20 protein-coding genes, 1 tRNA gene and 1 pseudogene are annotated in these 20,856 nt (G+C 63.9%); 10 read left to right on the plus strand and 12 right to left on the minus strand.

All coding sequences use genetic code 11. The annotated features are described in order from the left end of the window. Positions 1-158 precede the first annotated feature (158 nt). From BCCGELA001_RS03225 to BCCGELA001_RS03235, 3 genes and pseudogenes are all read left to right on the plus strand, one after another. Positions 159-992: pseudogene (locus BCCGELA001_RS03225) on the plus strand (tripartite tricarboxylate transporter substrate-binding protein). Between the two features lie 392 nt (positions 993-1,384). Beyond that, on the plus strand, positions 1,385-3,064 hold the full coding sequence (locus tag BCCGELA001_RS03230; protein WP_008542351.1) for an adenylate/guanylate cyclase domain-containing protein: 1,680 nt from the start codon (positions 1,385-1,387) through the stop codon (positions 3,062-3,064). A 77-nt stretch (positions 3,065-3,141) separates the two neighbouring features. Continuing rightward, the gene (locus BCCGELA001_RS03235) at positions 3,142-4,074 is read left to right on the plus strand and encodes a phosphatase PAP2 family protein (RefSeq protein ID WP_060734611.1); all 933 of its coding nucleotides are present in this window, start codon (positions 3,142-3,144) and stop codon (positions 4,072-4,074) included. Between the two features lie 259 nt (positions 4,075-4,333). Here the strand turns inward: BCCGELA001_RS03235 and BCCGELA001_RS03240 are convergent, their stop codons facing one another. Both BCCGELA001_RS03240 and BCCGELA001_RS03245 read right to left on the minus strand, forming a co-directional pair. Next, on the minus strand, positions 4,334-6,781 hold the full coding sequence (locus BCCGELA001_RS03240) for a hypothetical protein (RefSeq protein WP_060734612.1): 2,448 nt from the start codon (positions 6,779-6,781) through the stop codon (positions 4,334-4,336). Between the two features lie 275 nt (positions 6,782-7,056). Continuing rightward, positions 7,057-7,416 (minus strand): VOC family protein, encoded by a 360-nt coding sequence (locus BCCGELA001_RS03245; protein ID WP_008542356.1) that lies wholly within the window; start codon positions 7,414-7,416, stop codon positions 7,057-7,059. Positions 7,417-7,548: 132 nt separating this feature from the next. On the opposite strand from BCCGELA001_RS03245, the gene BCCGELA001_RS03250 reads away from it, so the two are divergent. Further along, positions 7,549-7,625: transfer RNA gene (locus BCCGELA001_RS03250), tRNA-Arg, on the plus strand. 140 nt (positions 7,626-7,765) lie between these two features. Continuing rightward, positions 7,766-8,905, plus strand: a complete 1,140-nt coding sequence (locus tag BCCGELA001_RS03255) for an amidohydrolase/deacetylase family metallohydrolase (protein WP_060737461.1) — start codon at positions 7,766-7,768, stop codon at positions 8,903-8,905. A 6-nt stretch (positions 8,906-8,911) separates the two neighbouring features. Here BCCGELA001_RS03255 and BCCGELA001_RS03260 read toward each other — a convergent pair whose 3' ends face one another. Genes BCCGELA001_RS03260 through BCCGELA001_RS03270 form a run of 3 tightly spaced genes read right to left on the minus strand, consistent with a single transcriptional unit; the run spans position 8,912 to position 10,402 of the window. After that, positions 8,912-9,475 (minus strand): TlpA family protein disulfide reductase, encoded by a 564-nt coding sequence (locus tag BCCGELA001_RS03260; RefSeq protein WP_008542359.1) that lies wholly within the window; start codon positions 9,473-9,475, stop codon positions 8,912-8,914. A 25-nt stretch (positions 9,476-9,500) separates the two neighbouring features. After that, complete coding sequence (locus tag BCCGELA001_RS03265) at positions 9,501-9,959, minus strand: DsrE family protein (RefSeq protein WP_060737463.1); 459 nt, start codon at positions 9,957-9,959, stop codon at positions 9,501-9,503. 14 nt (positions 9,960-9,973) lie between these two features. Beyond that, complete coding sequence (locus BCCGELA001_RS03270) at positions 9,974-10,402, minus strand: DoxX family protein (RefSeq protein ID WP_060737462.1); 429 nt, start codon at positions 10,400-10,402, stop codon at positions 9,974-9,976. Between the two features lie 104 nt (positions 10,403-10,506). On the opposite strand from BCCGELA001_RS03270, the gene BCCGELA001_RS03275 reads away from it, so the two are divergent. Continuing rightward, a complete protein-coding gene (locus tag BCCGELA001_RS03275; protein ID WP_060734614.1) occupies positions 10,507-11,391 on the plus strand; it encodes a LysR family transcriptional regulator in 885 nt (294 codons plus the stop codon). Between the two features lie 32 nt (positions 11,392-11,423). Here BCCGELA001_RS03275 and BCCGELA001_RS03280 read toward each other — a convergent pair whose 3' ends face one another. The 5 genes from BCCGELA001_RS03280 to BCCGELA001_RS03300 are packed head-to-tail and all read right to left on the minus strand — an operon-like array spanning position 11,424 to position 15,483. Beyond that, entirely contained in the window at positions 11,424-12,569 is a 1,146-nt protein-coding gene (locus BCCGELA001_RS03280; RefSeq protein WP_060737464.1) for an acyl-CoA dehydrogenase family protein, read from the minus strand. Between the two features lie 13 nt (positions 12,570-12,582). Continuing rightward, a complete protein-coding gene (locus BCCGELA001_RS03285) occupies positions 12,583-13,410 on the minus strand; it encodes an SDR family NAD(P)-dependent oxidoreductase (protein ID WP_060734615.1) in 828 nt (275 codons plus the stop codon). Between the two features lie 17 nt (positions 13,411-13,427). Then, entirely contained in the window at positions 13,428-13,841 is a 414-nt protein-coding gene (locus BCCGELA001_RS03290) for a MaoC family dehydratase (RefSeq protein WP_008542384.1), read from the minus strand. Then, complete coding sequence (locus tag BCCGELA001_RS03295) at positions 13,838-14,293, minus strand: MaoC family dehydratase N-terminal domain-containing protein (RefSeq protein ID WP_008542387.1); 456 nt, start codon at positions 14,291-14,293, stop codon at positions 13,838-13,840. The genes BCCGELA001_RS03290 and BCCGELA001_RS03295 overlap by 4 nt, the downstream gene beginning before the upstream one ends. A gap of 8 nt (positions 14,294-14,301) precedes the next feature. Continuing rightward, on the minus strand, positions 14,302-15,483 hold the full coding sequence (locus tag BCCGELA001_RS03300; protein WP_060734616.1) for a lipid-transfer protein: 1,182 nt from the start codon (positions 15,481-15,483) through the stop codon (positions 14,302-14,304). An 87-nt stretch (positions 15,484-15,570) separates the two neighbouring features. On the opposite strand from BCCGELA001_RS03300, the gene BCCGELA001_RS03305 reads away from it, so the two are divergent. The 3 genes from BCCGELA001_RS03305 (at position 15,571) to BCCGELA001_RS03315 (ending at position 18,607) form a co-directional block, all read left to right on the plus strand. After that, positions 15,571-16,302 (plus strand): TetR/AcrR family transcriptional regulator, encoded by a 732-nt coding sequence (locus BCCGELA001_RS03305; RefSeq protein WP_063921091.1) that lies wholly within the window; start codon positions 15,571-15,573, stop codon positions 16,300-16,302. Continuing rightward, positions 16,299-17,855, plus strand: coding sequence for an acyl-CoA synthetase (locus tag BCCGELA001_RS03310; protein ID WP_008542400.1), 1,557 nt, complete (start codon positions 16,299-16,301; stop codon positions 17,853-17,855). The genes BCCGELA001_RS03305 and BCCGELA001_RS03310 overlap by 4 nt, the downstream gene beginning before the upstream one ends. Before the next feature lie 80 nt (positions 17,856-17,935). Next, positions 17,936-18,607 (plus strand): alpha/beta hydrolase family protein, encoded by a 672-nt coding sequence (locus tag BCCGELA001_RS03315; protein ID WP_060734618.1) that lies wholly within the window; start codon positions 17,936-17,938, stop codon positions 18,605-18,607. 3 nt (positions 18,608-18,610) lie between these two features. Here BCCGELA001_RS03315 and BCCGELA001_RS03320 read toward each other — a convergent pair whose 3' ends face one another. Continuing rightward, positions 18,611-19,585, minus strand: a complete 975-nt coding sequence (locus tag BCCGELA001_RS03320) for a ketopantoate reductase family protein (RefSeq protein WP_008542406.1) — start codon at positions 19,583-19,585, stop codon at positions 18,611-18,613. 151 nt (positions 19,586-19,736) lie between these two features. Here BCCGELA001_RS03320 and BCCGELA001_RS03325 point away from each other — a divergent pair, with 151 nt between their 5' ends. After that, positions 19,737-20,540, plus strand: coding sequence for an enoyl-CoA hydratase-related protein (locus BCCGELA001_RS03325; RefSeq protein WP_060734619.1), 804 nt, complete (start codon positions 19,737-19,739; stop codon positions 20,538-20,540). Between the two features lie 10 nt (positions 20,541-20,550). On the opposite strand, the gene BCCGELA001_RS03330 is transcribed toward BCCGELA001_RS03325, so the two are convergent. Beyond that, positions 20,551-20,823, minus strand: a complete 273-nt coding sequence (locus tag BCCGELA001_RS03330; protein ID WP_008542416.1) for a hypothetical protein — start codon at positions 20,821-20,823, stop codon at positions 20,551-20,553. Positions 20,824-20,856: the final 33 nt, after the last annotated feature.

Genomic DNA, 20,856 nt, shown 5'->3' on the forward strand with positions numbered 1-20,856 from the left:
GCAAAAGCCGGGCGCATCACAAAAGGGAGGGGACTATGACGATCACACGACGCACGCTGCTGGCCGCGCCGGCCATTCTCGCATTGACGCCGGCGATGGCACAGGCCGGCAAGATCACGCTGGTGGTGCCGTTTCCGCCGGGTGGCTCGACCGACGCCATGGCGCGGCTGTTGCAGGCTAGCCTCCAGACAAAGCTGAATCGCATCGTCGTGGTCGAGAACAAATCCGGTGCGGCCGGCGCGCTGGGTGCGGCGCAGGTCGCCAAGGGCCCAGCGGACGGCTCGAACTTCCTGGTGACGTTCGATTCCCATGCGGTGATCCCGTCCATCCTCGACAAGCCGCCGGTCGATGTCGAACGCGAGCTGATGCCGGTCCTGCTGATCGGCACAGCGCCTTACGTGATCGCCGCCGGCGCCGGCCGGCCCTACAAGAGCTTCGCGGACGTGGTCGCCGCGTGCAAGGCGACGCCCGGCGCGGTGAAATACGCCTCTGTCGGCATCGGCACGCTCGGCCATCTCGCCATGACCGTGCTTGGCAGCTAGGCGGGCGTCGAGATCATGCACGTGCCCTATCGCGGTGGCGGGCCGGCGATGAACGACGTGCTCGGCGGCCATGTCGATCTCATCGCGGGATCGGCGGCGCTGGTGGCGGCCCAACTCGGCACCAACATGCTGCGGCCGATCCTGCAGCTCGGCCGCGAGCGGCTGCCGGCTTTGCCGGAGACACAAACCGCGATCGAGGCCGGCTTTCCGGATTTCGAGACGCTGGCCTGGTGGGGCATCTTTGCGCCCACGGGCACGCCTCCGGATGTGGTCGCGGCCATGGCGACGGTCTCGAAGGAGATCCTGAGCGAGCCCGCAACCGCCGCGCAGCTCAAGGAGACCCAGCACATGACGCTGCTTCTCCAGGACGGCGCCGCCTTCAAGACCTTCTTCGACAAGCAGGTTGCCTATTGGGGCAAGGTGGTGAAGGACAACAATATCAGGGCGTGAGGGCCCGCTGGCTCTCATCCGCAGGCGGATGAAGCGCTGCGGGGATAGGGGGCGTGCAGCTCGTCCTGATCTGTTGCGACGAGTCGGTGTGCCCGTCTTGGTGAATTGCAGGCGCTCGGTCTGCGACTCTAGGTATAGGCGCCATTGCGGGGTACTCCGCGAAAAGCAGCTCTCAACCAGGGGGCGTTGCTCGGTTAACGGCAGACCTTGCATTTGCCGGCCGATAGCTGTTTGCTACTATTCCGCGCGGTGGTTGTGCCCCGCCAAGGAGTTGTGGCGCTGTGATGATCAGAGTCGACAACACGTCCTCGGAAAGTGGCTCGGATCGGGGTCGGCCGAAACGGTATACAGCTGCCACGGTGTTCATTGATGTCGTCGGATACTCACGACTCATGGGCGCTGATGAGGAAGGCACGCACAAGCGATGGATGTCGTTGCGAGCCGACGTTGTCGAGCCGCGTGTCGCTTCATTCCGCGGTGAGGTGATCAAGAGCACCGGGGACGGTCTGCTTCTGCAATTCGAGCAGCCCGCGGACGCGATCGGCTTCGCACTGGTGACCCAATTGTACCTCGCCGAGATCCCGCCTGGCGGAAGCGACGCGCTGCAATTGAGGATGTCGGCAAATGTCGGCGACGTCATCGCCGAACGCGACGATATCTATGGCGATGGGGTCAATATTGCAGCCCGATTGCAAGAATTCGCCGGCCCGGGCGGCATTGTGATTTCCGGGTCCATCCACGATCGAGTCAAGGACGATCTGCGCTACCACGCCGCCGATCTCGGCTTCCTCACGCTCAAGAATATCGAGCGGCGCATCCGCGCATTCAAGATCGCGCATCAAGAGTTGCGTCCTCCGACAATCTCCGTTGCTCACGCGCTCAAGCCGTCAGTCGCAGTATTGCCGCTCCAGATGCTTGGGCTTGAAGCGAAGGACGCCTATCTCGCGCAGGGAATTGTTCATGACATAGTCGCTTCGCTGGCGGGTATTCGCGAATTGTTTGTGGTGTCCAGCACATCCACGCTCGGATTCAGCGATCCTACGATCGATCCCGCCGCGATCTGCCACCGCCTCGGGGTGCGATACCTGGTCACCGGAACATTGACCCGCCACGGTGAGCTGTTGCGGATGCGCGTGCAGTTGATCGACGTCGATACGCGCTCCATGCTGTGGACCAATCAGTACGAATCGCCGATCTGGCAGCTCTTCGACGTGCAGGAGAAGATAGCGACCAGCATCGCTTACGCACTGCTTCCGCATATTCACATCTCGGAGCTGAGGCATGCCGAGCGCAAGATCCCCCAGAGCATGAACGCTTACGATCTGGTTCTGCAGGGGATGTATCGGCTTTATCGTCTTGGCGACGACGATATGATTGCGGCGCGGACCTTGTTTGAACGGGCCTTGGAGCACGATCCGCACTATGCGGCGGCCTATGCGCTAATGGCCAAATGGTACATCCTGCATATCGGTGAAGGGCATTCCACCGACTTCAAGGCCGATTCGGAAGAGGCGCTGCGGCTTGCGTCGCGGGCGTTGGAGTTCGAGCAATCGGATCCTATGGCACTTGCAATTTTCGGGCACATCAACTCCTTTCTGTTCGCCGCGTATGATCGTGCGATAGACGCTTTCGATCGCGCGATCGGAGGAACGCCGAATTCCGCAATCGCATGGAGCTTGAGCGCGTCGACATATTGCTACCTCGGTGACGGGCCCCGTGCGGTGGCGCGAGCATCATATGGGATGTCGCTGTCGCCGCTCGATCCCTACGCCTATTTCTATCAGTCCGCGCTCACCAACGCGCACTACACCAACGGGACCTTCGACGAGGCTGTCTACTGGGGGACGAAGGTGATGGCGGCAGCTCCGCGGTTTGTCGCGAATTTGCGGCTTCTTGCAGCAAGTCTTGTGGCGGCGGACTCTGTCAACCAGGCACGCGAGGTTGGAGCCGCGCTCCTGCGGGTCGATCCATCATTCTCCGTCGAAAAATTTTGTAGCTGGTATCCCATCAAGCAACCGGACAGACGCGCTCTCTTTGGCAAACGATTGATTGAAGCTGGGCTGCCTCGCTGACTGAATTCTGTTCAGCGGTCGGTAGCCTTCCAGGCACGAGCAGGTTTTCGCGCAGCACAGCTCTGGAGGAGAATGGCATGGGCATGGGTATGGGAATGGGAATGGGAATGGGCATGGGAATGGGAATGGGCATGGGTATGGGCATGGGTATGGGTATGGGTATGGGGATGGGCATGGCCTTCAGCGCCACGCCCCCTGAGCTCGGCTTCCGACCCTTGACCCTGCAGTACAACCTGGGGCCGAACACCGACCCGAGCTTTCCTGAGGACTTGCTGCCCAAGGAGGCCTGGCAGGACAGGATCGGACCGTGGGATTCGGATGTCCTGTCGTTGCTCTATCTCACTGAATTCCTAGAGAAGACCGACTGGAAGGCGATTGACCTGAACGATCCCGAACTCGTCGGCTGGCAGCCAGGCTATGCGGACTTTGAGAAGTTTGTCGCTGCTGAGATCAGGCAACTCCGGGAGCTCATGCAAACTGATCGCGAGCGCTATATGGCCGAAATCGTCGCGCAGCATGACAACGCGCCCGGTTATTGGGTGGGCCTGATGGCGATCAATGGGCACCAGCACGCACTGACCCTGGTCGTTATGAACCTCGCGGTGCGGATCGGCCAGATCGTGGCGGCGTACTATAAAAAGAGATTCAAGCGGCCGCGACCGTCGTTCGTCTGTCCGGGTCTCTTGCCGGCTTTCGGTCCGCCGGCACATGCGTCATTCCCAAGCGGTCATTCCCTGCAGAGTTGGCTGCTGTCGCGGTTCCTTGCGAAGGTATCGCCCGACTACACGGATCAACTCTACTGGCTTGCAAAAAGGGTTGCGCTCAACCGCGAGCGGGCCGGAGTGCATTACGCGAGCGATAGCGCTGCAGGCGAACTCATTGCCGAAAAGTGTGTGGACCTGATCGAGGCGCATTGCCCGGATATCACGGCGTTGTTTGGTAAAGCCAAGGATGAGTGGATCGCGTCAATAACGCCGGACACCAACGATCCGCTCCCGAATTTTCCGTGACCCCGCCGGTGGCCGGTAGAAAATGGAAGGAGTCGGCTTGGCGGGCGCCGCCTAGCGCGCGATGAGATCGGGGCGATTCATCATCGCGCTTCAGGTTGTTGTTTGAGTATGATCTTTGCGGAACACCGCTGCGCACTGTTCCGGATCATGCTCTGGCTAGAGCGCTTCTGAGCGAAGTGGATACCGGTTCGCGTTAAAAAAACGCGTCAAAACAAGAATCTAGAGCTTCGGTTCTGATTCAATCAGAACCGATAATGCTCTATAAGGTCCACTCCCGATAGCCGAGATTGTTGTCGGTGCGGACAAGGTCCGCCACGGTCACGGGGCCGGTTGCTACAGGCAGGGTAGACCCCGTATCAATGTTGCTGCGATCGCCCGCGACCGTCGCGCGGACGAGCAGGGCGTTTCTCTTCCCGGCCTGTGGTGTCCACTCAAACGGCCCAAAGATCGCAGATGGTTCACCGGGTGATACGTCCGTCGTCGTATTGTTTCCGTTCACCGGCGACCAGTGGTTCGGATCAGTATCCCAAGTGTCTGCATGGTTGCCGACGACTGTGGAAACATCCACCGATGCCGCGGTCGCGATCTGGGCGCCGCGATTCCCAAGTTTGACATAGACATAGTTGACATAGCCCGGGCGCGGCGTCTGATCATACCGCTGGCCGTCCGCGGCGTTGCGGACCCAGAAAACAGCAGGGAGTGCGTGCCAGTGCTTGCAGTACTTGTATTGCCCGCCACGGCCGTCATCGACGTAGATGTCAATCGGCGGCGGACTACCTGGCTCGTCTACTCGCGCAGCCGAAGAAGCTTGGTAAAGGCCTTGTCTCTCAAAAGCCCAGCGGACAACCTTGTGGAGCATTCCGCCCAGCCGCCTCGATCCGTCGTAGTCGAGATAAGGAGTGCCGACATCGGCGTCCATCAGGGCTGTGGCGAACTGCCCCGCCTCGCGGGTCGGTTGCGTCGCGACGGAACCGAGCGAGGCGATCGCGCGTACGACGAGGTAAGCAATGTAGTATGCAGCAGCCGTGCGAGCGTCGACATCCGGCGCCTCGTCCGGGCGAACCGCATCGCCGCCGGAGGCGAGATAGAGCTGGAACAGGGTGCTCGACAGGATCTGCTCGGAGTTGTAGCCGACGGGATCGCGCGGCCCGTAGGTCGGATTTGGTTTCTCATACAGTGTTCCGTTCCAGCCCCATCCTTTCGTGACGTCACGGTCGTGGCGCCGCAACGGCAGCTGGATGAAGGGGAACGTCACCCCCCGCCATGTCTTCGGGAGCTTTGACGCCGGATCACACATGATCGCGCCAAGCGCGTCACCGGCGCTATGAGCGAAGTCGAATTCGGTCGAGCCAGTCGCGGCCAGAATCAGGACGTGGCAGAACTCATGCCAGACGAAGCGCACGTCGGCGACAAGCCCAAGAGGGTGCTTCCAAGTGTCCGCGAAATCCGCAAGCCCGAACAACATCCTGACGTCCCACTCTGTCGCCATTTGGTCGGCGCGGAACGGGGTCACGTAGGCATTGATGCCACGGCCGTCATGGGCCCCCGAGCCCGTCAACATCTTGGCCCGATGTTCGACGGTCAACGGTAGTGCAACCTTTCCAAAATAGTCTTTCAGAACGAACCCGAATCCCTGCACCAGTTGCATCATTGAATCGCAATGACAGTAGGCGCTGACCGCGGCGAACTCGTTGGTTCGAGCCGTGAAGGCGAAGGGAGGCCGCTGCACCGGCGGATCATAGTCATCACCCAGCGCCGCCGGCGCGAGCACGGTCACGCGCGGCCCCGACAGCTTCCGACGGCCGCCACCGGCGTGATCGAGATCCAGTAATCCGACTGGATCGCGCTCGTGATCGAGCAAGTCGGCGAGGCTGTCAGGGCGCAGCTTGAAGCCGCCTGTCTTGCTGGCGGGATCACTGAGGAAGGCATATCCAGCGCAAGCCGACAGGATCGGGGTCTTGCGGACAGGCTTGAGACTCGGGAGATCGACCAGGACCCGGTGTGCAATGGAGTCACCGCTCGCCACCGGCATGAAGATCGCGGCGCTGAGGGCGAGGCCCAGCTTGCCGCTGCGCCCGACGGTTGCCCGCTCGCGCTCATATGCGAGAATCCGTAGATCATCGACCCCGATTGGCCGGCCAAGGCCCAGAACAGAACGAAGCAGCTCCAGCGCGACTTCCTGCTTCAGCTCGTCGGCCCACTCCTGCTTCAGCCCACCGAGCACGTCCTCGACGTCGTTTGCGTGCACCGGCAGCTCAGGATCCTTGAGCGTCGTCGAACGCACACTGGTGATTAGGGGCCTATGGCTCGCTTGCGCGCGATGCACGACGAGTCGAATGCTGCTCCCTTCGACATCGACGGCAATCTTCGAATTCCCGATGGGAACTGTTTGTTGCACCCAGACGATTGTGGTCTCGAGCCTGTCGTTCCGTTTCAATTCGCGGGGCTTTGCCCATGCAAATCGTGCATCACTGGACCGCGCCCGCTCGCCAGGCCCACTCGTGCGGTCAAGGTGTTCCAAATCGTCGTCGCTGAGCGGCAGCAAAGGCGGGTGGGTATGGGAAGCCAGCGTCAGATACTCGAACGCTGCTCGCTTCGCTGTTACGTCAGGGTCACCCACCGCTGGCGTCTGCAGATGGCGCAACTCACGAATAACCCCGTCCGCATCCTTCTCAATCAGAAGATCTGGCTCTTGCGGAAGATTCATAGCTCACCTCGAGGGGTCTCGATCTCCGGCATCACGGAGCCGAGCATGCCTCCGCGGGTTGCGCAACGCAAGGCTCGTTCCGCCTGCTTGAGAAAGTGGTGGAAGGCCAGACCTCCGTGAGGGGGCGGTGATTTCCTCGCCGTTCATGAGCGGAATCTTACGACAGACCCAAGGGTCTCCCGGATGACAACCCGCTCCGTCGTGCCCGACAATCGGCGCATCGCCGATCGGGGATAGCTGGTGCTGGACAGCGATATCAGGCCTGGCTCGCCTCGTCATGCCTTACGCAGCGGCCGTGCGAAGCTGAGCTCATGCCCGTCGGGATCGGCGAGATGGAAGTAGCGCTCGCCCCATTCCGCATCGCGCGGCGTGGTGGATGGCTGCCATCCGACGGCGCGGGCCTGATCATAGGTCGCATCGACGTCGGCGACATAGAAGATGACCCGGCCCCACCAGGACCACTGCTTCTCGTCGGGCTGTGCCGTCAGGTTGAGATATCCGGTGCCGGCGCGAAAACTCGTGAACGCCGCAGATTCGCCGCCATATAGGAGCTCGAACCCCAGCGAGCGGTAGAAGTGCACGGCTCGCGCCATGTCATGGGTGCCGAGCGTGATGGCGCTGATGCAGTCGATCATGTGAGCTGCTCCGCAGAATGGACCTGGAGGTTATGGTACAGCTCCTTGTTCGGTCGATGTGGCCAGTCTAGCGGCTGGCGAACCTCGTCCTGCTCTGCTATGAGGAGCCGAACCTGCAACTTCGGGTTCCGCGGTCCCGTAGCTCAGCCGGATAGAGCGACGGTTTCCTAAACCGTAGGTCGGAAGTTCGAGTCTTCCCGGGATCGCCATTTTTCGTGGGCCGCGGTTACGGTTCGCCACGCTGGTCGGCGCAAAAATTGCTACAGGTGAAGGGCTTGAGGTGAATGGCTTGCTTGCTGGCCCGGCCGGCGTGCCCGCCTCGTCTCACTATCCCCACCTGGAGACCCTGATGCCTTTCGACCTGATCCTGCGCGGCGGCCGTGTGATCGACCCCTCCCAGAAGCTCGACGCCGTAACCGATGTCGCCTTCGCCGGCGGCAAGGTTGCCGCGGTCGGCAGCGAACTCAAGGCCGATCCGGGCACGGACGTGCGCGACGTCTCGAAATACATCGTGACGCCGGGGCTGATCGATCTCCACACCCATGTCTATTGGGGCGGCACCTCGCTCGGCATCGATGCCGAGGAATTCTGCCGCCTCTCCGGCGTCACCACCGCCATCGATACCGGCAGCGCCGGACCCGGCAATTTCGCCGGCTTCCGCAAGCACGTGATCGAGCCGAGCCAGGTTCGCATCCTCGCTTATCTGCACGTCTCGCATGCCGGCATCTTCGGCTTCTCGCACCGGATCATGGTCGGCGAAAGCGAGGAGCTGCGGCTGATGAATCCAATAGACGCGGCCAAGGTGGCCGATGCCAACCGCGACCTCATCGTCGGTATCAAGGTGCGCGTCGGCCTGCATTCCTCGGGCACGTCGGGGGCGGTGCCGCTCGACATCGCGCTCCAGGTGGCCGACGAGGTCGGCATGCCCCTGATGGCGCATATCGACCATCCGCCGCCGAGCTACGAAGAGGTGCTGGCCCGCCTGCGGCCCGGCGACGTGCTGACCCACGCATTCCGACCCTTCCCCAACACGCCGGCGACCGCGCAGGGCACGGTGAAGAAGGCGGTGCTGGATGCGCGCGAGCGCGGCGTGCTGTTCGACATCGGCCACGGCAAGGGCTCGTTCGCGTTCAAGACCGCGCGCGCGATGCTCGCCAACGGCTTCTATCCGGACACGATCTCGTCCGACATCCACATGCTGTGCATCGACGGTCCCGCCTACGACCAGGTCACGACCATGTCGAAGTTCCTGTGCATGGGCATGGATCTCTCCGACGTGGTCGCGGCGTCGACCGTGAATGCCGCGATGGCGCTGCGCCGCCCCGAACTCGGCAGCCTCAAGCCCGGCAGCGTCGGCGACGCCACGCTTGTTACGGTGAAGCAAGGCCAGTTCGACTATGAGGACGTCGTCGGCGAGCACCTGATCGGCGACCGCAAGATCGTTTCCGAAGGCGTCGTCATCGGCGGCCGCTGGTGGCATCCGAATTGAGCGCCGTTAGCTCTGCTCGCGATAGAATTGCAGCAGGCGGCTGCCTGCCGGGGAGAGCCAGTCGGGCGCGCCGGTGATGTAGCCCTCGACGCGGCCGCCCATACCCACCAGATAGGTGATGGGCATGCCGATGATCGTGAACATCGCGCTGGATGCTTCGGCCGCTGCGCCATAGGCATCGGCATAGCAGGCGAGGTTTCGCACGGCGAGACTGTCGAGATATTTGCGGATCTTGCGCAGGTCTTTGGTGTCGGTGCAGATCGCGACGATGTCGAGCGCTTCGGGTCGTGATGCTGCAAGGCTTGCCAGCATGGGCAGGTCGAGCTTGCAGGCCGCGCACCAGGTAGCCCAGAAATTCACCAGAGTGATGCGGCCCGGCTTTGCTGTGATCACGGCGTCCCGACCCCCGATATGCTGAAGCCTGAGCTGCGGCATCATTGCGCGCGGCCGCACCATTGTGAACTGGCTGCGGTCGGCCTTGAACACCGGCGGCCAGCTCTCCCGCGCGCGGCTTGCGCGGAGAGAAGCGGCCAGCATCGGCGCGGCGATCAGGATCGATCGCCGCGACATCACTGGTCCCCTTTCGTGCCGCTCATCAGGCATGGATATAGGCCCAGCCCTTCAATTGCAGGTCGACGACGCGGCCGATTCCGAACGGGACGAGGGTCGCGCCTGCGATCAGCGGGATGGATATCTGCTCCTTGGCTTCCGCAATCACCTTGGATGAGGCGCACATGCTGTAGGTGAGGTTCGGCAGCGATTGCCGCAGCGTCGCGAGCGGCTCGCCCAGTGGGGTCTTGTCCGCGCGGAAGACGTCGATGCCCTTGCCGTTGGCGACGACCTCGATCAGCAATTTCGCGCCCCTCTCGGCAAAATGCTTGGAGAGATTGGCCGAGTAGCTGATTGCGTGCCCCATGACGTAAGGCTCGTTGCTGTCGATCAGGATCACGACGCCCTGGGTGAGACGATCCTCCTTGGCCGCGGCACCGCCGGCTGTGAGGATTGCGGTGCCCGCGAGCAGGCCTCTTCGGGACCATGCAGTTGCTGAGATCATGACGTTGCTGCCGGTCAGAACTGACGCGGCGCGATCGGCGCCTTGCTGCCGCGGCCCCACAATACGAACAGGCTGAGCGCAAGCAGCGCGATGTTGAGCGGTGCCACGTCAGCCTCGCCGCGCGAGAGGTGGAAGACGAGTGCGATCACCTGCAGCACCGCGCAGCCGAGCGCGGCCAGCACCGTCAGCCGGGGCAGGATCCGTGTCAGGGCCGGCAGCAGGATGCCGATCCCACCGGCGAGATCGACCAGCGCGATCGAGTGGACAAACGTCTCGGAATACTGCCCGGCCCAGGGCATCATCGCGGCCAACTGGGGAATCGGGGTGGTGAGCTTGACGAACCCCGCCGAGACAAAGACGAAGGCGAGGACGACCTGCGCAGCCCAGAGGCCGATGCGGAGGGCCCGCCCGGGGGCAGCGGTCTCGAGGGTCGTGGTGGACATGGTGTTGCTCCAGGAATGTGAGGGTTGCCACCATTTGATGATTTCCTGATTATTGATCATTATCGGTTGCGGGATGGGTTCGTTTCCTGGATGTTGATGATCCAATGGATACTCTGGTCAGTATGAGGGTGTTTTGCCTGGTCGCCGAGCTCAAGAGCTTTGCGGCCGCGGCGCAGCGCCTGCGCATGTCGCCCGCCATGGCGAGCAAGCACGTGATGCAGATCGAGAAGCGGCTGGGCACGAGGCTGCTCAACCGGACCAGCCGGCGCGTCAGCCTGAGCGAAAGCGGCACGCTCTATTTCGAGCAGGCCCGGCAGATGCTGGACTCGCTCGACGAGGTCGAGGCCGCCGTCAGCAACGCGACGGTGGTGCCGCACGGCACGCTGCGGCTGACCGCGCCGGTGTGGATGGCGAACTCGATCTTCGCCGGCGTGCTGGCCGACTATCAGGCCCGCCATCGGGACGTGCGTCTCGACGTCGATCTCAGCGGGCGGCTGGTCAATCTGGTCGAGGAGGGATTCGATCTCGCTTTGCGCGCGACCGGCGCACCCGACGAGGCGCTGATTGCGCGGCCCATCACCAACGTTCCGTTCTATCTGGTTGCCGCTCCGGCCTATCTCAAACGTGCTGGCCGCCCGGTGTCCTTTGCCGATCTCTCCGGCCGGGCCTTGCTGCACTATGCGCTTTATCCCGGCGAGAGCTTCTCCTTCCAGGGCGAGCACGGCCTCGAGACCGTCAAGCTCAATCCGGTGCTGCGCAGCGGCAACGAAACGCTGCTGCATATGGCTGCGCTGGAAGGGATGGGGCTCGCCTTCCTGCCGAAATGGCTGGTCGCCGAGGACATCGCCAGCGGGCGTCTCGAACATTTGATGTCCGAGCAGGTCGTCTTCGTCGGAAAGCTGTTCGCGGTCTATCCGAGCCGCAAATACCTGTCCGCGAAGGTGCGGACCTTCATCGATTTCATCGCCGCCGACAAGCGGATGAGGTAGCAGCTCACAGCGGCTCGATTGCAGCGACCTGATTACAGTGATCTGGCGATCAGCAGCTTCATGATCTCATTTGTGCCGCCATAGATCTTCTGGATGCGGGAATCGATGAAGATGCGCGAGATCGGATATTCCTGCATGTAACCGTAGCCGCCGAACAGCTGGAGGCATTCGTCGGCGGTCTCGACCTGCTTCTCCGAGCACCAATATTTCGCCATCGACGCCGTGACGGTGTCGAGATCCCCGGCGACCAGGCGCTCGATGCACCAGTCGACGAAGACGCGCGCAATCATCGCCTCGGTCTTGCGCTCGGCCAGCGTGAAGGCGGTGTTCTGGAAATCCATCAACGGCCTGCCGAACGCTTTCCGCTCCTTGGTGTAGTCCGTGGTGAGCTTGACCGCTCGCTCCATCGAGGCGACGGCGCCGACCGCGAGGGCGAGGCGCTCCTGCGGCAGCTGCTGCATCAGCTGGACGAAACCCTGGCCTTCCTCCTTGCCGAGCAGGTTTTCCGGCGGCACCGTGACATTGTCGAAGAACAGCTCCGATGTGTCGGAGGCGTGCAGCCCGATCTTGTCGAGGTTGCGCCCGCGCTTGTAACCGTCCGCGCCCGCCGTCTCGACCACGATCAGCGAAATGCCCTTGGCCCCGGCATCGCCGGTGCGTGCGGCCACGATGACGAGGTCGGCGGCCTGGCCGTTGGTGATGAAGGTCTTCTGGCCGTTGATGACGTAGGAATTGCCCTGCTTCTTCGCCGTGGTCTTCACGGCCTGCAGGTCCGAGCCGGTGCCGGGTTCGGTCATGGCGATGGCGCCGACCATCTCGCCAGACGCCATCTTCGGCAGCCAGCGCTTCTTCTGCTCCTCCGAGCCGTAGTTGAGAATATAATGCGCGACGATGGCGCTGTGCACGGAGACGCCGGTGGTCAGCTCCGGCACGGTGCTTTCGAGATCGTCCAGCACGGCGGCGTCATAGGCGAAGGTCGCGCCCAGCCCGCCATATTCCTCCGGCACGCTGGCGAGCAGCGCGCCCATCTCGCCGAGCCCGCGCCAGGCGAAGCGATCGACCATCTTCTGCTCGCGCCATTTCTCGGCATGCGGCGCCAGATCCTTGGCGAGATATTTGCGGAACTGGTCGCGGAACGTGTCCAGCTCTTCGGTCATCCAGGACGATCGATAATGCATCAGCGCCTCGCTCTCAGACAATCAGGCCGCCGCCGGCGACGACCACCTGACCGCTGATATAATTGGATTCCGGACTGCAGAACAGATAGACGGCGTCGGCCGCCTCCTCCGGCGTGCCGCCGCGGCCGAGCGGAATCATGCGCGACATGGCGTCGAGCATGTGCGGCTGCACGCCGACCTTGATGTCGCGGCCGGCGACGTCGATGGTCTTCTGCTGCGCCTCGATCGGCTGGGTCAAACGGGTGTTGATGAGGCCGAAGGCGACGCAATTCACGTTGACCTTGTAGCGGCCCCACTCCTTGCACATGGTCCGGGTCAGCCCGATGAGCGAAGCCTTGGCCGAGGAATAGCTGGCCTGCCCGGCATTGCCGTAGAGGCCTGCGATGGAGGAGATATTCACGACCTTGCGGAACACCTCACGCCCTTCCTCGGCTTCCTTCCTGGCGAAGACGCGGATTGGCTCGGCGGCCGCGCGCAGCAGACGGAACGGTGCGACGAGATGGACGTCGAGCATGGCCTGGAACTGCTCGTCCGTCATCTTCTGGATGGTGGAGTCCCAGGTATAGCCGGCATTGTTGACGATGATGTCGAGCCCGCCGAACCTGTCCAGCGCGGTGCCGACGAAGCGGTCGGCGAAACCTGCCTCCGCGACGCTGCCGTTCACGGCAACGGCATCGCCCCCAAGCGCCTTGATCTCCGCGACCACGGCATCGCCAGGTTCGGCATCGAGATCATTGATGACGACCCTCGCGCCCTCGCGCGCCAGCTTGAGGGCGATCGCGCGCCCGATACCGCGGCCCGAGCCGGTCACGAGCGCGACCTTTCCCTGCAGTTTTGTCATGTGATTGAGTCCTCTTGCTATTGCAGCGCGACGACGGCGCTGCCTTCGAGCTTGACCTCGCCGCGATCATCGGTGGTGGTGAGCGCGAGCCGTGCGCGGCGCTCGCCATTCTCGGCGAAGACCTCCGTCACGGTGCCTTGGCATGTCAGCTTGGCGCCGAGCTGGGTGATGGCGACGAACCTCGTCGCAAAGCTGCGAAGCCTCGACGGCGGTACCACGTCGGTGAGCGCCTGCCCGAGGCAGGCCATCACCAGCATGCCGTGGGCGAACACATCAGTAAAACCGGCCGCCTTGGCAAAGTCGATATCGACGTGGATCGGATTATGGTCGCCCGATGCGCCGCAATAGAGCGCGAGCGTGTGGCGGGTGATCGGCGGAAAGACCTTGTGGACGATGCGGTCGCCGGGCTTGATGTCTCCGGACGCCATCATGACGACACCTCGTTGCGGACCACGATGGTGCGCGCGGTGTCGGCGACATGCACGCCGTCCTGGTTGGTCACCTCGCAGCGGATGCCGATCAGCGTCATCGCGCCACCCTTCTTGTCCGTCACGCTGGTCACGCGCGGCCGAAACGTCAGGGTGTCGCCGACCAGAACCGGCGCGTGATAGACGAAGCTCTGCTCGCCGTGCAGCACGCGGGCGAGATCAATGTCGAGTGCGGTGAACATCTCGAAGGGATCGTCGACGTCCATCATCTCCAGGCAGAACAAATAGGTCGGCGGCACGGGGGTGCCGGCGAATCCGGCCGCCTGCGCAGCATCCGCGTTGCGGTAGACTGGATTCTCTTCATTCAGCGTGTTGAGGAAGTAGCGGAGACGGCCGGGCTCCACGCGCGCGGTGACGGGCGTGAAGCTGCGCCCTACGGCGGACTGATCGACCATGGCGGAGATCAATGCCGCTTGTAGAGCGTGACGACGCAGGCGCCGCCGAGGCCCAGATTATGCTGGAGCGCGACCTTGGCGCCCTCGACCTGCGTGGAGCCTGCCGTGCCGCGCAATTGTCGCGTCAGCTCATAGCACTGCGCAAGCCCGGTGGCGCCGAGCGGATGTCCCTTGGACAGCAATCCGCCTGAGGGATTGGTCACGATGCGGCCGCCATAGGTGTTGTCGCCGTCATTGATGAACTTGCCGGCCTCGCCCTCGCCGCAGAGACCGAGTGCCTCGTAGGTGATGAGCTCGTTATGGGCGAAGCAGTCGTGCAGCTCGACCACGTCGAGATCGCCGGGGCCGATGCCGGCGCTCTCATAGACCCGGCTGGCCGCCTCTTTTGCCAAGTCGTAGCCGACCAGCTGCATCATGTCGCCGGCCTTGAAGGTCGAGGGCGTATCGGTGGTCATGGCCTGCGCCGCGATACGCACCTGTTTGCCGATGCCGTGCTTGTCCGCAAACCGTTCGGACACCAGCACGGCAGCGGCGCCGCCACAGGTCGGCGGGCACGCCATCAAACGCGTCATCACGCCCGGCCAGATCACCTGGTCGTTCATCACGTCGTCCGCCGTGACTTCCTTGCGGAACAGCGCGAGCGGATTGTTCTTGGCATGACGGCTCGCCTTGGCGCGAACCTTGGCGAAGGCGTCGAGCGGGGTGCCGTATTTCTTCATGTGGCTGAGCCCGGCGCCGCCGAAATAGCGTAGCGCCAGCGGAACGCCGGGGGCGTCGATCAGCTGGTCCGCGGCGGCGTCGAAGTCCTCGAATGCGCTCGGGCGATCGGTGTAGACGCTGCCGAGCGCGCCGGGCTTCATCTGCTCGAAGCCGACCGCCAGCACGCAATCCAGCGCGCCGCTTGCGATCATCTGCCGCGCCATGAACAGCGCGGTCGAGCCGGTCGAGCAATTGTTGTTGACGTTGACGATGGGGATGCCGGTCATCCCGACAGGGTAGAGCGCGCGCTGCCCGCAGGTGGAATCGCCGTAGACGTATCCGACATAGGCCTGCTCGATTTTGTCGTAGCCGAGGCCGGCGTCGGCGAGCGCGAGCCTGACCGCGTCCGTCCCCATCTCGTGATAGGGCGCGCTGGCGCCCGGCTTGGCGAACGGGATCATGCCGACCCCTGCGACGACGACGTCAGACATCGCTTCCTCCCGATAAATTACCCATTGGACTTTTTATTACCCATGGGTAACATATCGCTCGATGTCGACCGGAGTCAACCGAGCACCATGGATTCAGCGCCGCCCGTTCCACCGTCGTCACCCTGGCTGCCTTTCGAGAGCCGGCGCCGCGCCCGCGACGAGAAGCGCGAGGCGGTGTTGCGCGCCGCCGTTCAGCTGTTCCTGGAGCAGGGCTATCATCGCGTGACGCTGAACGAGGTGGCCGACCGGCTGAACATCACCAAGCCTGCGCTCTACAATTACTTCCGGGGCAAGGACGAGATCCTGTTCGAGTGCTGGTCGATGGGCGCCGAGCTTGTCGACAGCGTAATCACGGAGATCAACGCCGGCGGTGGTTCGGGCCTCGCCAAGCTGCGCAAGCTGGTGCACGCCTATGCCGGTCTGATGGCGACCGATTTCGGCGCGAGCCTGGTGCGCTTCGATCTGCGCGACCTCGCCGAGCGCAACGCCGGTGTCGCACGTGCCGCCAAGAGGCGGATCGACGCCACGTTCCGGCAGTATATCGCCGGGGGTATCGACGACCGTTCGATCAGGCCCTGCGATCCCAAGCTTGCAGCCTTCGCGATCGCGGGCTCGCTCAACTGGATCGGCCATTGGTATCGCCGCGACGGCGAGCTGTCGCCGACCGCGATCGCCGACGAGTTCACGGTCCGGCTGACGGATGGCCTGGCCGCCGCGGGCCGGTTGGAAATGACAAAGAAGACGCCGAGAGCGCCGCAACGGCGCAACTCAGGACGCAAGACGACTGGGAAGAAACGCACGGGAGGAGGAAGAGGATGAACATCACGCATGGATTGCGGCGCGCGCTGCAGATCAATCCGAACGGTTTGGCGACGGTCTATGGCCAGCGGCGGCGCAGCTGGGGCGAGCTCGGCGAGCGCGTTACCAGGTTGGCCGGCGGCCTGCGCACACGCGGCGTCGGGGATGGTGACCGAGTCGCCGTGCTATCCTTCAATTCCGACCGCTATCTCGAGCTTTATCTGGCGACCGGCTGGGCGGGCGGCGTGATCGTGCCGCTCAACATACGTTGGAGCGCCCTGGAGAACGAGGATGCGCTGCGCGACTGCCGTGCTTCGGTTTTGCTGGTCGACAAGGTCTTCGCGCAGGTCGGCGCCCAGCTCGCCGGCGCCATTCCTGGGCTGAAGCTGATCTATGCCGACGACGGCGAGGTGCCGGCCGGGATGGAGAGCTATGAGGATCTGGTCGCCGGCAGCGCGCCGGTTGCCGATGCCATGCGCAAGGGCGACGATCTCGCCGGCATCTTCTACACCGGCGGCACCACCGGCCGGTCCAAGGGCGTGATGCTCAGTCACCACAATCTGATGGCCAATGCGCTCAATGCACTCGGCGAAGGACTGTTTCCGGGAAGCGCGATCTATCTGCATGCGGCGCCGATGTTTCACCTCGCCAACGGGGCGGCGATGTACTCGCTGCTGCTCTCCGGCGGATCCAACGTGATCGTTCAGGGCTTCACGCCCGAGGGTGTGATGGCCGCGATGCAGAACGAGCGCGTCACCGACGTGCTGCTGGTGCCCACGATGATCCAGATGTTCGTTGATCACCCCGCCATCGGCAACTACGACCTGTCGTCGCTGAAGAACATCATCTACGGGGCCTCGCCGATCAGCGAGGCGGTGCTCGACCGCGCCGCGCGCGCACTGCCGCATGTGCGCTTCACGCAGGCTTACGGCATGACCGAACTGTCGCCGATCGCGACGCTGCTGCATCCCGACCAGCACGTCGGAGAAGGGCGCAAGAAGGGGCGCCATCGCGGCGCCGGCCGCGCCTTGCTGGGCTGCGAGGTGCGGATCGTCGACGAGAACGATCAGCCGCTGCCAACAGGCGCTGTCGGCGAGATCGTGGTGCGCGGCGACACCGTGATGATGGGCTATTGGGAACGGCCGGAGGAGACCGCGCGCGCCGTCGTCGACGGCTGGATGCACACGGGCGATGGCGGCTACATGGACGAGGACGGGTTCATCTATGTCGTCGACCGCGTCAAGGACATGATCATTTCGGGCGGCGAGAATGTGTACTCGGTCGAGGTCGAGAACGCGCTGGCGCAACATCCGTCGGTGCTGCAATGCGCGGTGATCGGAATTCCCAATGAGCAATGGGGCGAGCAGGTCCATGCGGTCGTGGTCAAGCGCAGCGGCGTGGAGGTTTCGACCGGCGAGCTGATCGAGTTCACGAAAGCGTTGATCGCCGGCTACAAATGCCCGCGCAGCATCGAGATCACCGAGACGCCGCTGCCGCTGTCCGGCGCCGGCAAGGTGCTGAAGCGCGAGCTGCGCAGGCCGTTCTGGGAGGGGCGGGAACGGCGGGTCAGCTGACGTTCCCGCGCGCATTTGATGTTTCCAGGTCACCGTCGCGCAGGTACCATCGGCCGGGGCTTCATTGGGAACGTTCAGTCTTGATTGAGAGGCGCGAGCTCAAGCTCGACATCGAGCGTGTCGGCACGGTCTCGGCGATCCTGACGCAGCCGGCCGCGACGCGCGCCTGTTACGTGCTGGCGCACGGCGCCGGGGCCGATATGCGGCATTCCTTCATGGAGAAGGTCGCAGAAGGTCTCGCGAGCCGCGGCATCGCGCCGTTCCGTTTCAATTTCCCTTACATGGAGAAGAAGGGGCGTCCCGACCAGCCGGCGGTCGCGCACGCCGCCATCCGCGCGGCGGTCGCCGAGGCGGCGCGGCTATGCCCGGGATTGAAGCTCGTCGCCGGCGGAAAATCCTTCGGCGGGCGCATGGCCTCGCAGGCGCAGTCGAAGTCTGCGTTGCCCGGTGTCAAAGGGCTCGCCTTCCTCGGCTTTCCCCTCCATGCCGACAAGAAGCCGTCAGCCGAGCGAGCCGAGCACCTCGCCGCCATCGCTATCCCGATGCTGTTCCTTCAAGGCACGCGCGACGGACTTGCCGATCTCAGCTATCTCAAGCCCGTAATTGAAACACTCGGGCCGAAGGCCACGCTGCATGAGATCGAAGGCGGCGACCATTCTTTCGCGGTGCTGAAAAAGTCCGGTCGAACGAATGACGAGGCGCTGACGGAAGTGCTCGACACGCTCGCCGCCTGGATCGACGCGCTCGGCTGAACGTCACGCCGAATAGAGCCCCTTGTCACGCGCCTTCTGGATCGCCAGCGCGGCGATCAGGTCGAGCGTCGGCGTCGATAGGCCCGCGGTGCGAGCGAAGGCGGCGGGCGCTCTCACCAGCACGTCGATCTCCATGGCGCGGCCGAGCTCGTAATCCTGCAGCAGCGACGGCTTGTGGTTGGGCGCGGGGCCACTCCGCGTCACGCGCTTGACCTCGGGGATGAAGTGCTGGGCAATGTCATTGGCCTCGTTCAGCATGCGCGGAATGACGTCGGTGAAGGCGGGATCGTCGCGTACGCCGCGCGCGGTCTGGCCGGTGAGCAGGCACAGCACCGAGAGCGACATGTTGGTCAGCAGCTTTGACCAGATTGCCTCGCGGATCTCGGCGACCGGCGGTGATTCCAGCCGGGCATCGTTGAAGACGCCGCGGAGCCTTGTGATGCGGTCGCAATTGCGGTCGTCGCATTCGCCGATCAGGAGCCGGTTGCGGTCCGGCGTCAGGTTCTGCACCACGCCCGGCGCGATCACCTCGTTGGAGGAAAAGACGACGCCGCCGACGATTCGCTCCTTCGGGATGCAGGCGCGCAGGCGGCCGCCGGGATCGAGGAAGGAAATGTCCGGCGGCGTCGGGTGCCGCGGCGGCAGGCCGATGCCGTACCACCAGGGAATGCCGTTCTGCGCGAACACGATCGCGGTGTCGTCCTGGAGCAGCGGCTTGATGCTGGAGACGAGGCCAGTCAGCGCGGTGGCCTTCAGCGTCGAGATCACGACATCTTGCGGACCTAGCTGGGCTGGATCGCCCGACGCGTTCACCTTGGCACCGACCTCGGAATCGCCGACGCGCAGCTTGAGGCCGCCCGCACGCGCCGCCTCCAGATGCGCCCCCCGCATCACGCAAGAGACCTCATGGCCGGCGCGCGCCAACCGGACCGCAAGATGGCTGCCGACGGCGCCCGCGCCGAAAATGCAGATGCGCATGTGATGTCCCGTCCTTGATCTCGGTGCCGCCCCAGATCAGCATGACACAAGCCGCCATGCGATGGACGCGGCCGCCCCACGCCGGAAAGATATGGATCAGGACGCACAGCCTCGGTCATAGTGCGCAGCAAACGAAGCGGAGGGATCGCCGATGACCGCCAACCCCGTCCTGTGGAGCCTCGATGAGCGCGGCGTCGCGACCGTCACCCTGAACCGGCCCGAGGTGAACAATGCCTATGACGGCGACCTGATCGCGGGCGTGCTCGCGGCCATGGACGACCTCGGAAAGAAGCCGAACCTGCGCGTCGTCATGCTCAGGGGCAACGGCAAGCATTTCCAGGCCGGCGCCGATCTCAAATGGATCAATGGCGTCCGGCCGCAATCGGCTGAGGCCAACGAAGCGGCCTCGCGCGCGACCTTCGAGGCCGTGCAGCGGCTCAACACGCTGCCGATCCCGACTGTCGCGCTGGTGCAGGGCGGTTGTTTCGGTGGCGGCACCGGCGTGATCGCGGCCTGCGACGTCGTGATTGCCGCGGACAATGCGTTGTTCTCGATCACCGAGGTGCGTTGGGGCCTGACCGCGGCGATCATCATCCCGCAGCTCTGCGACGCCATTGGCGTACGGCAGGTCCGCCGTTACGCGCTCACCGGCGAACGCTTCGGCGCCGAGGACGCCCGCCGCATCGGTCTCGTCCACGAGGTGGTTCCGCTCGCCGACCTCGAAGCCGCAGGCGCCAAGGTGGTTGAGCAACTGCTTGCCAACGGGCCGGCGGCCATGGCCGAGACGAAGCGTCTCGCGCTGGAGAGCTCGTTCGGCGGCATGGCGGTGGACGATGCCGCTTATACGCGGCTCGTGCAGCTGCACTCGCTCAAGCGCCAGAGCGCCGAGGCGGCGGAGGGGCTGGCCTCGTTCGCCGAGAAGCGGGCGGCGAATTGGGGCGGCGGCAAGGGCTGAGCGTCAGCGCTCAGCAGCCGCGGCAGATGTTGTTGATGCTGCGATAGACCGCGTCGTCGTCCTGCCGCATCTGGCGCAGTGTTTCGAGAGTCTTGCTCTCATCAGTCGCCGGCGCAGGCCTACGCTTGGCTGCGAGTTCCTCCTCCTGGCGCTTGTAACAGGCTTCGCGGTCGAGCTTGGACTGGATGAAGCGGCAGTTTTGCTCCACGGCCGAGGCGGGCGTGGCGGAGATCGCGAAAACGACAAAAGCGGGCAGGGCGAATTTCAAAAGCGTCGAATCCATGCGTTGAACCAGGTTGCTTGTCGTCGCCCGGCT

Source organism: Bradyrhizobium sp. CCGE-LA001 (assembly GCF_000296215.2).
Lineage (GTDB): Bacteria > Pseudomonadota > Alphaproteobacteria > Rhizobiales > Xanthobacteraceae > Bradyrhizobium.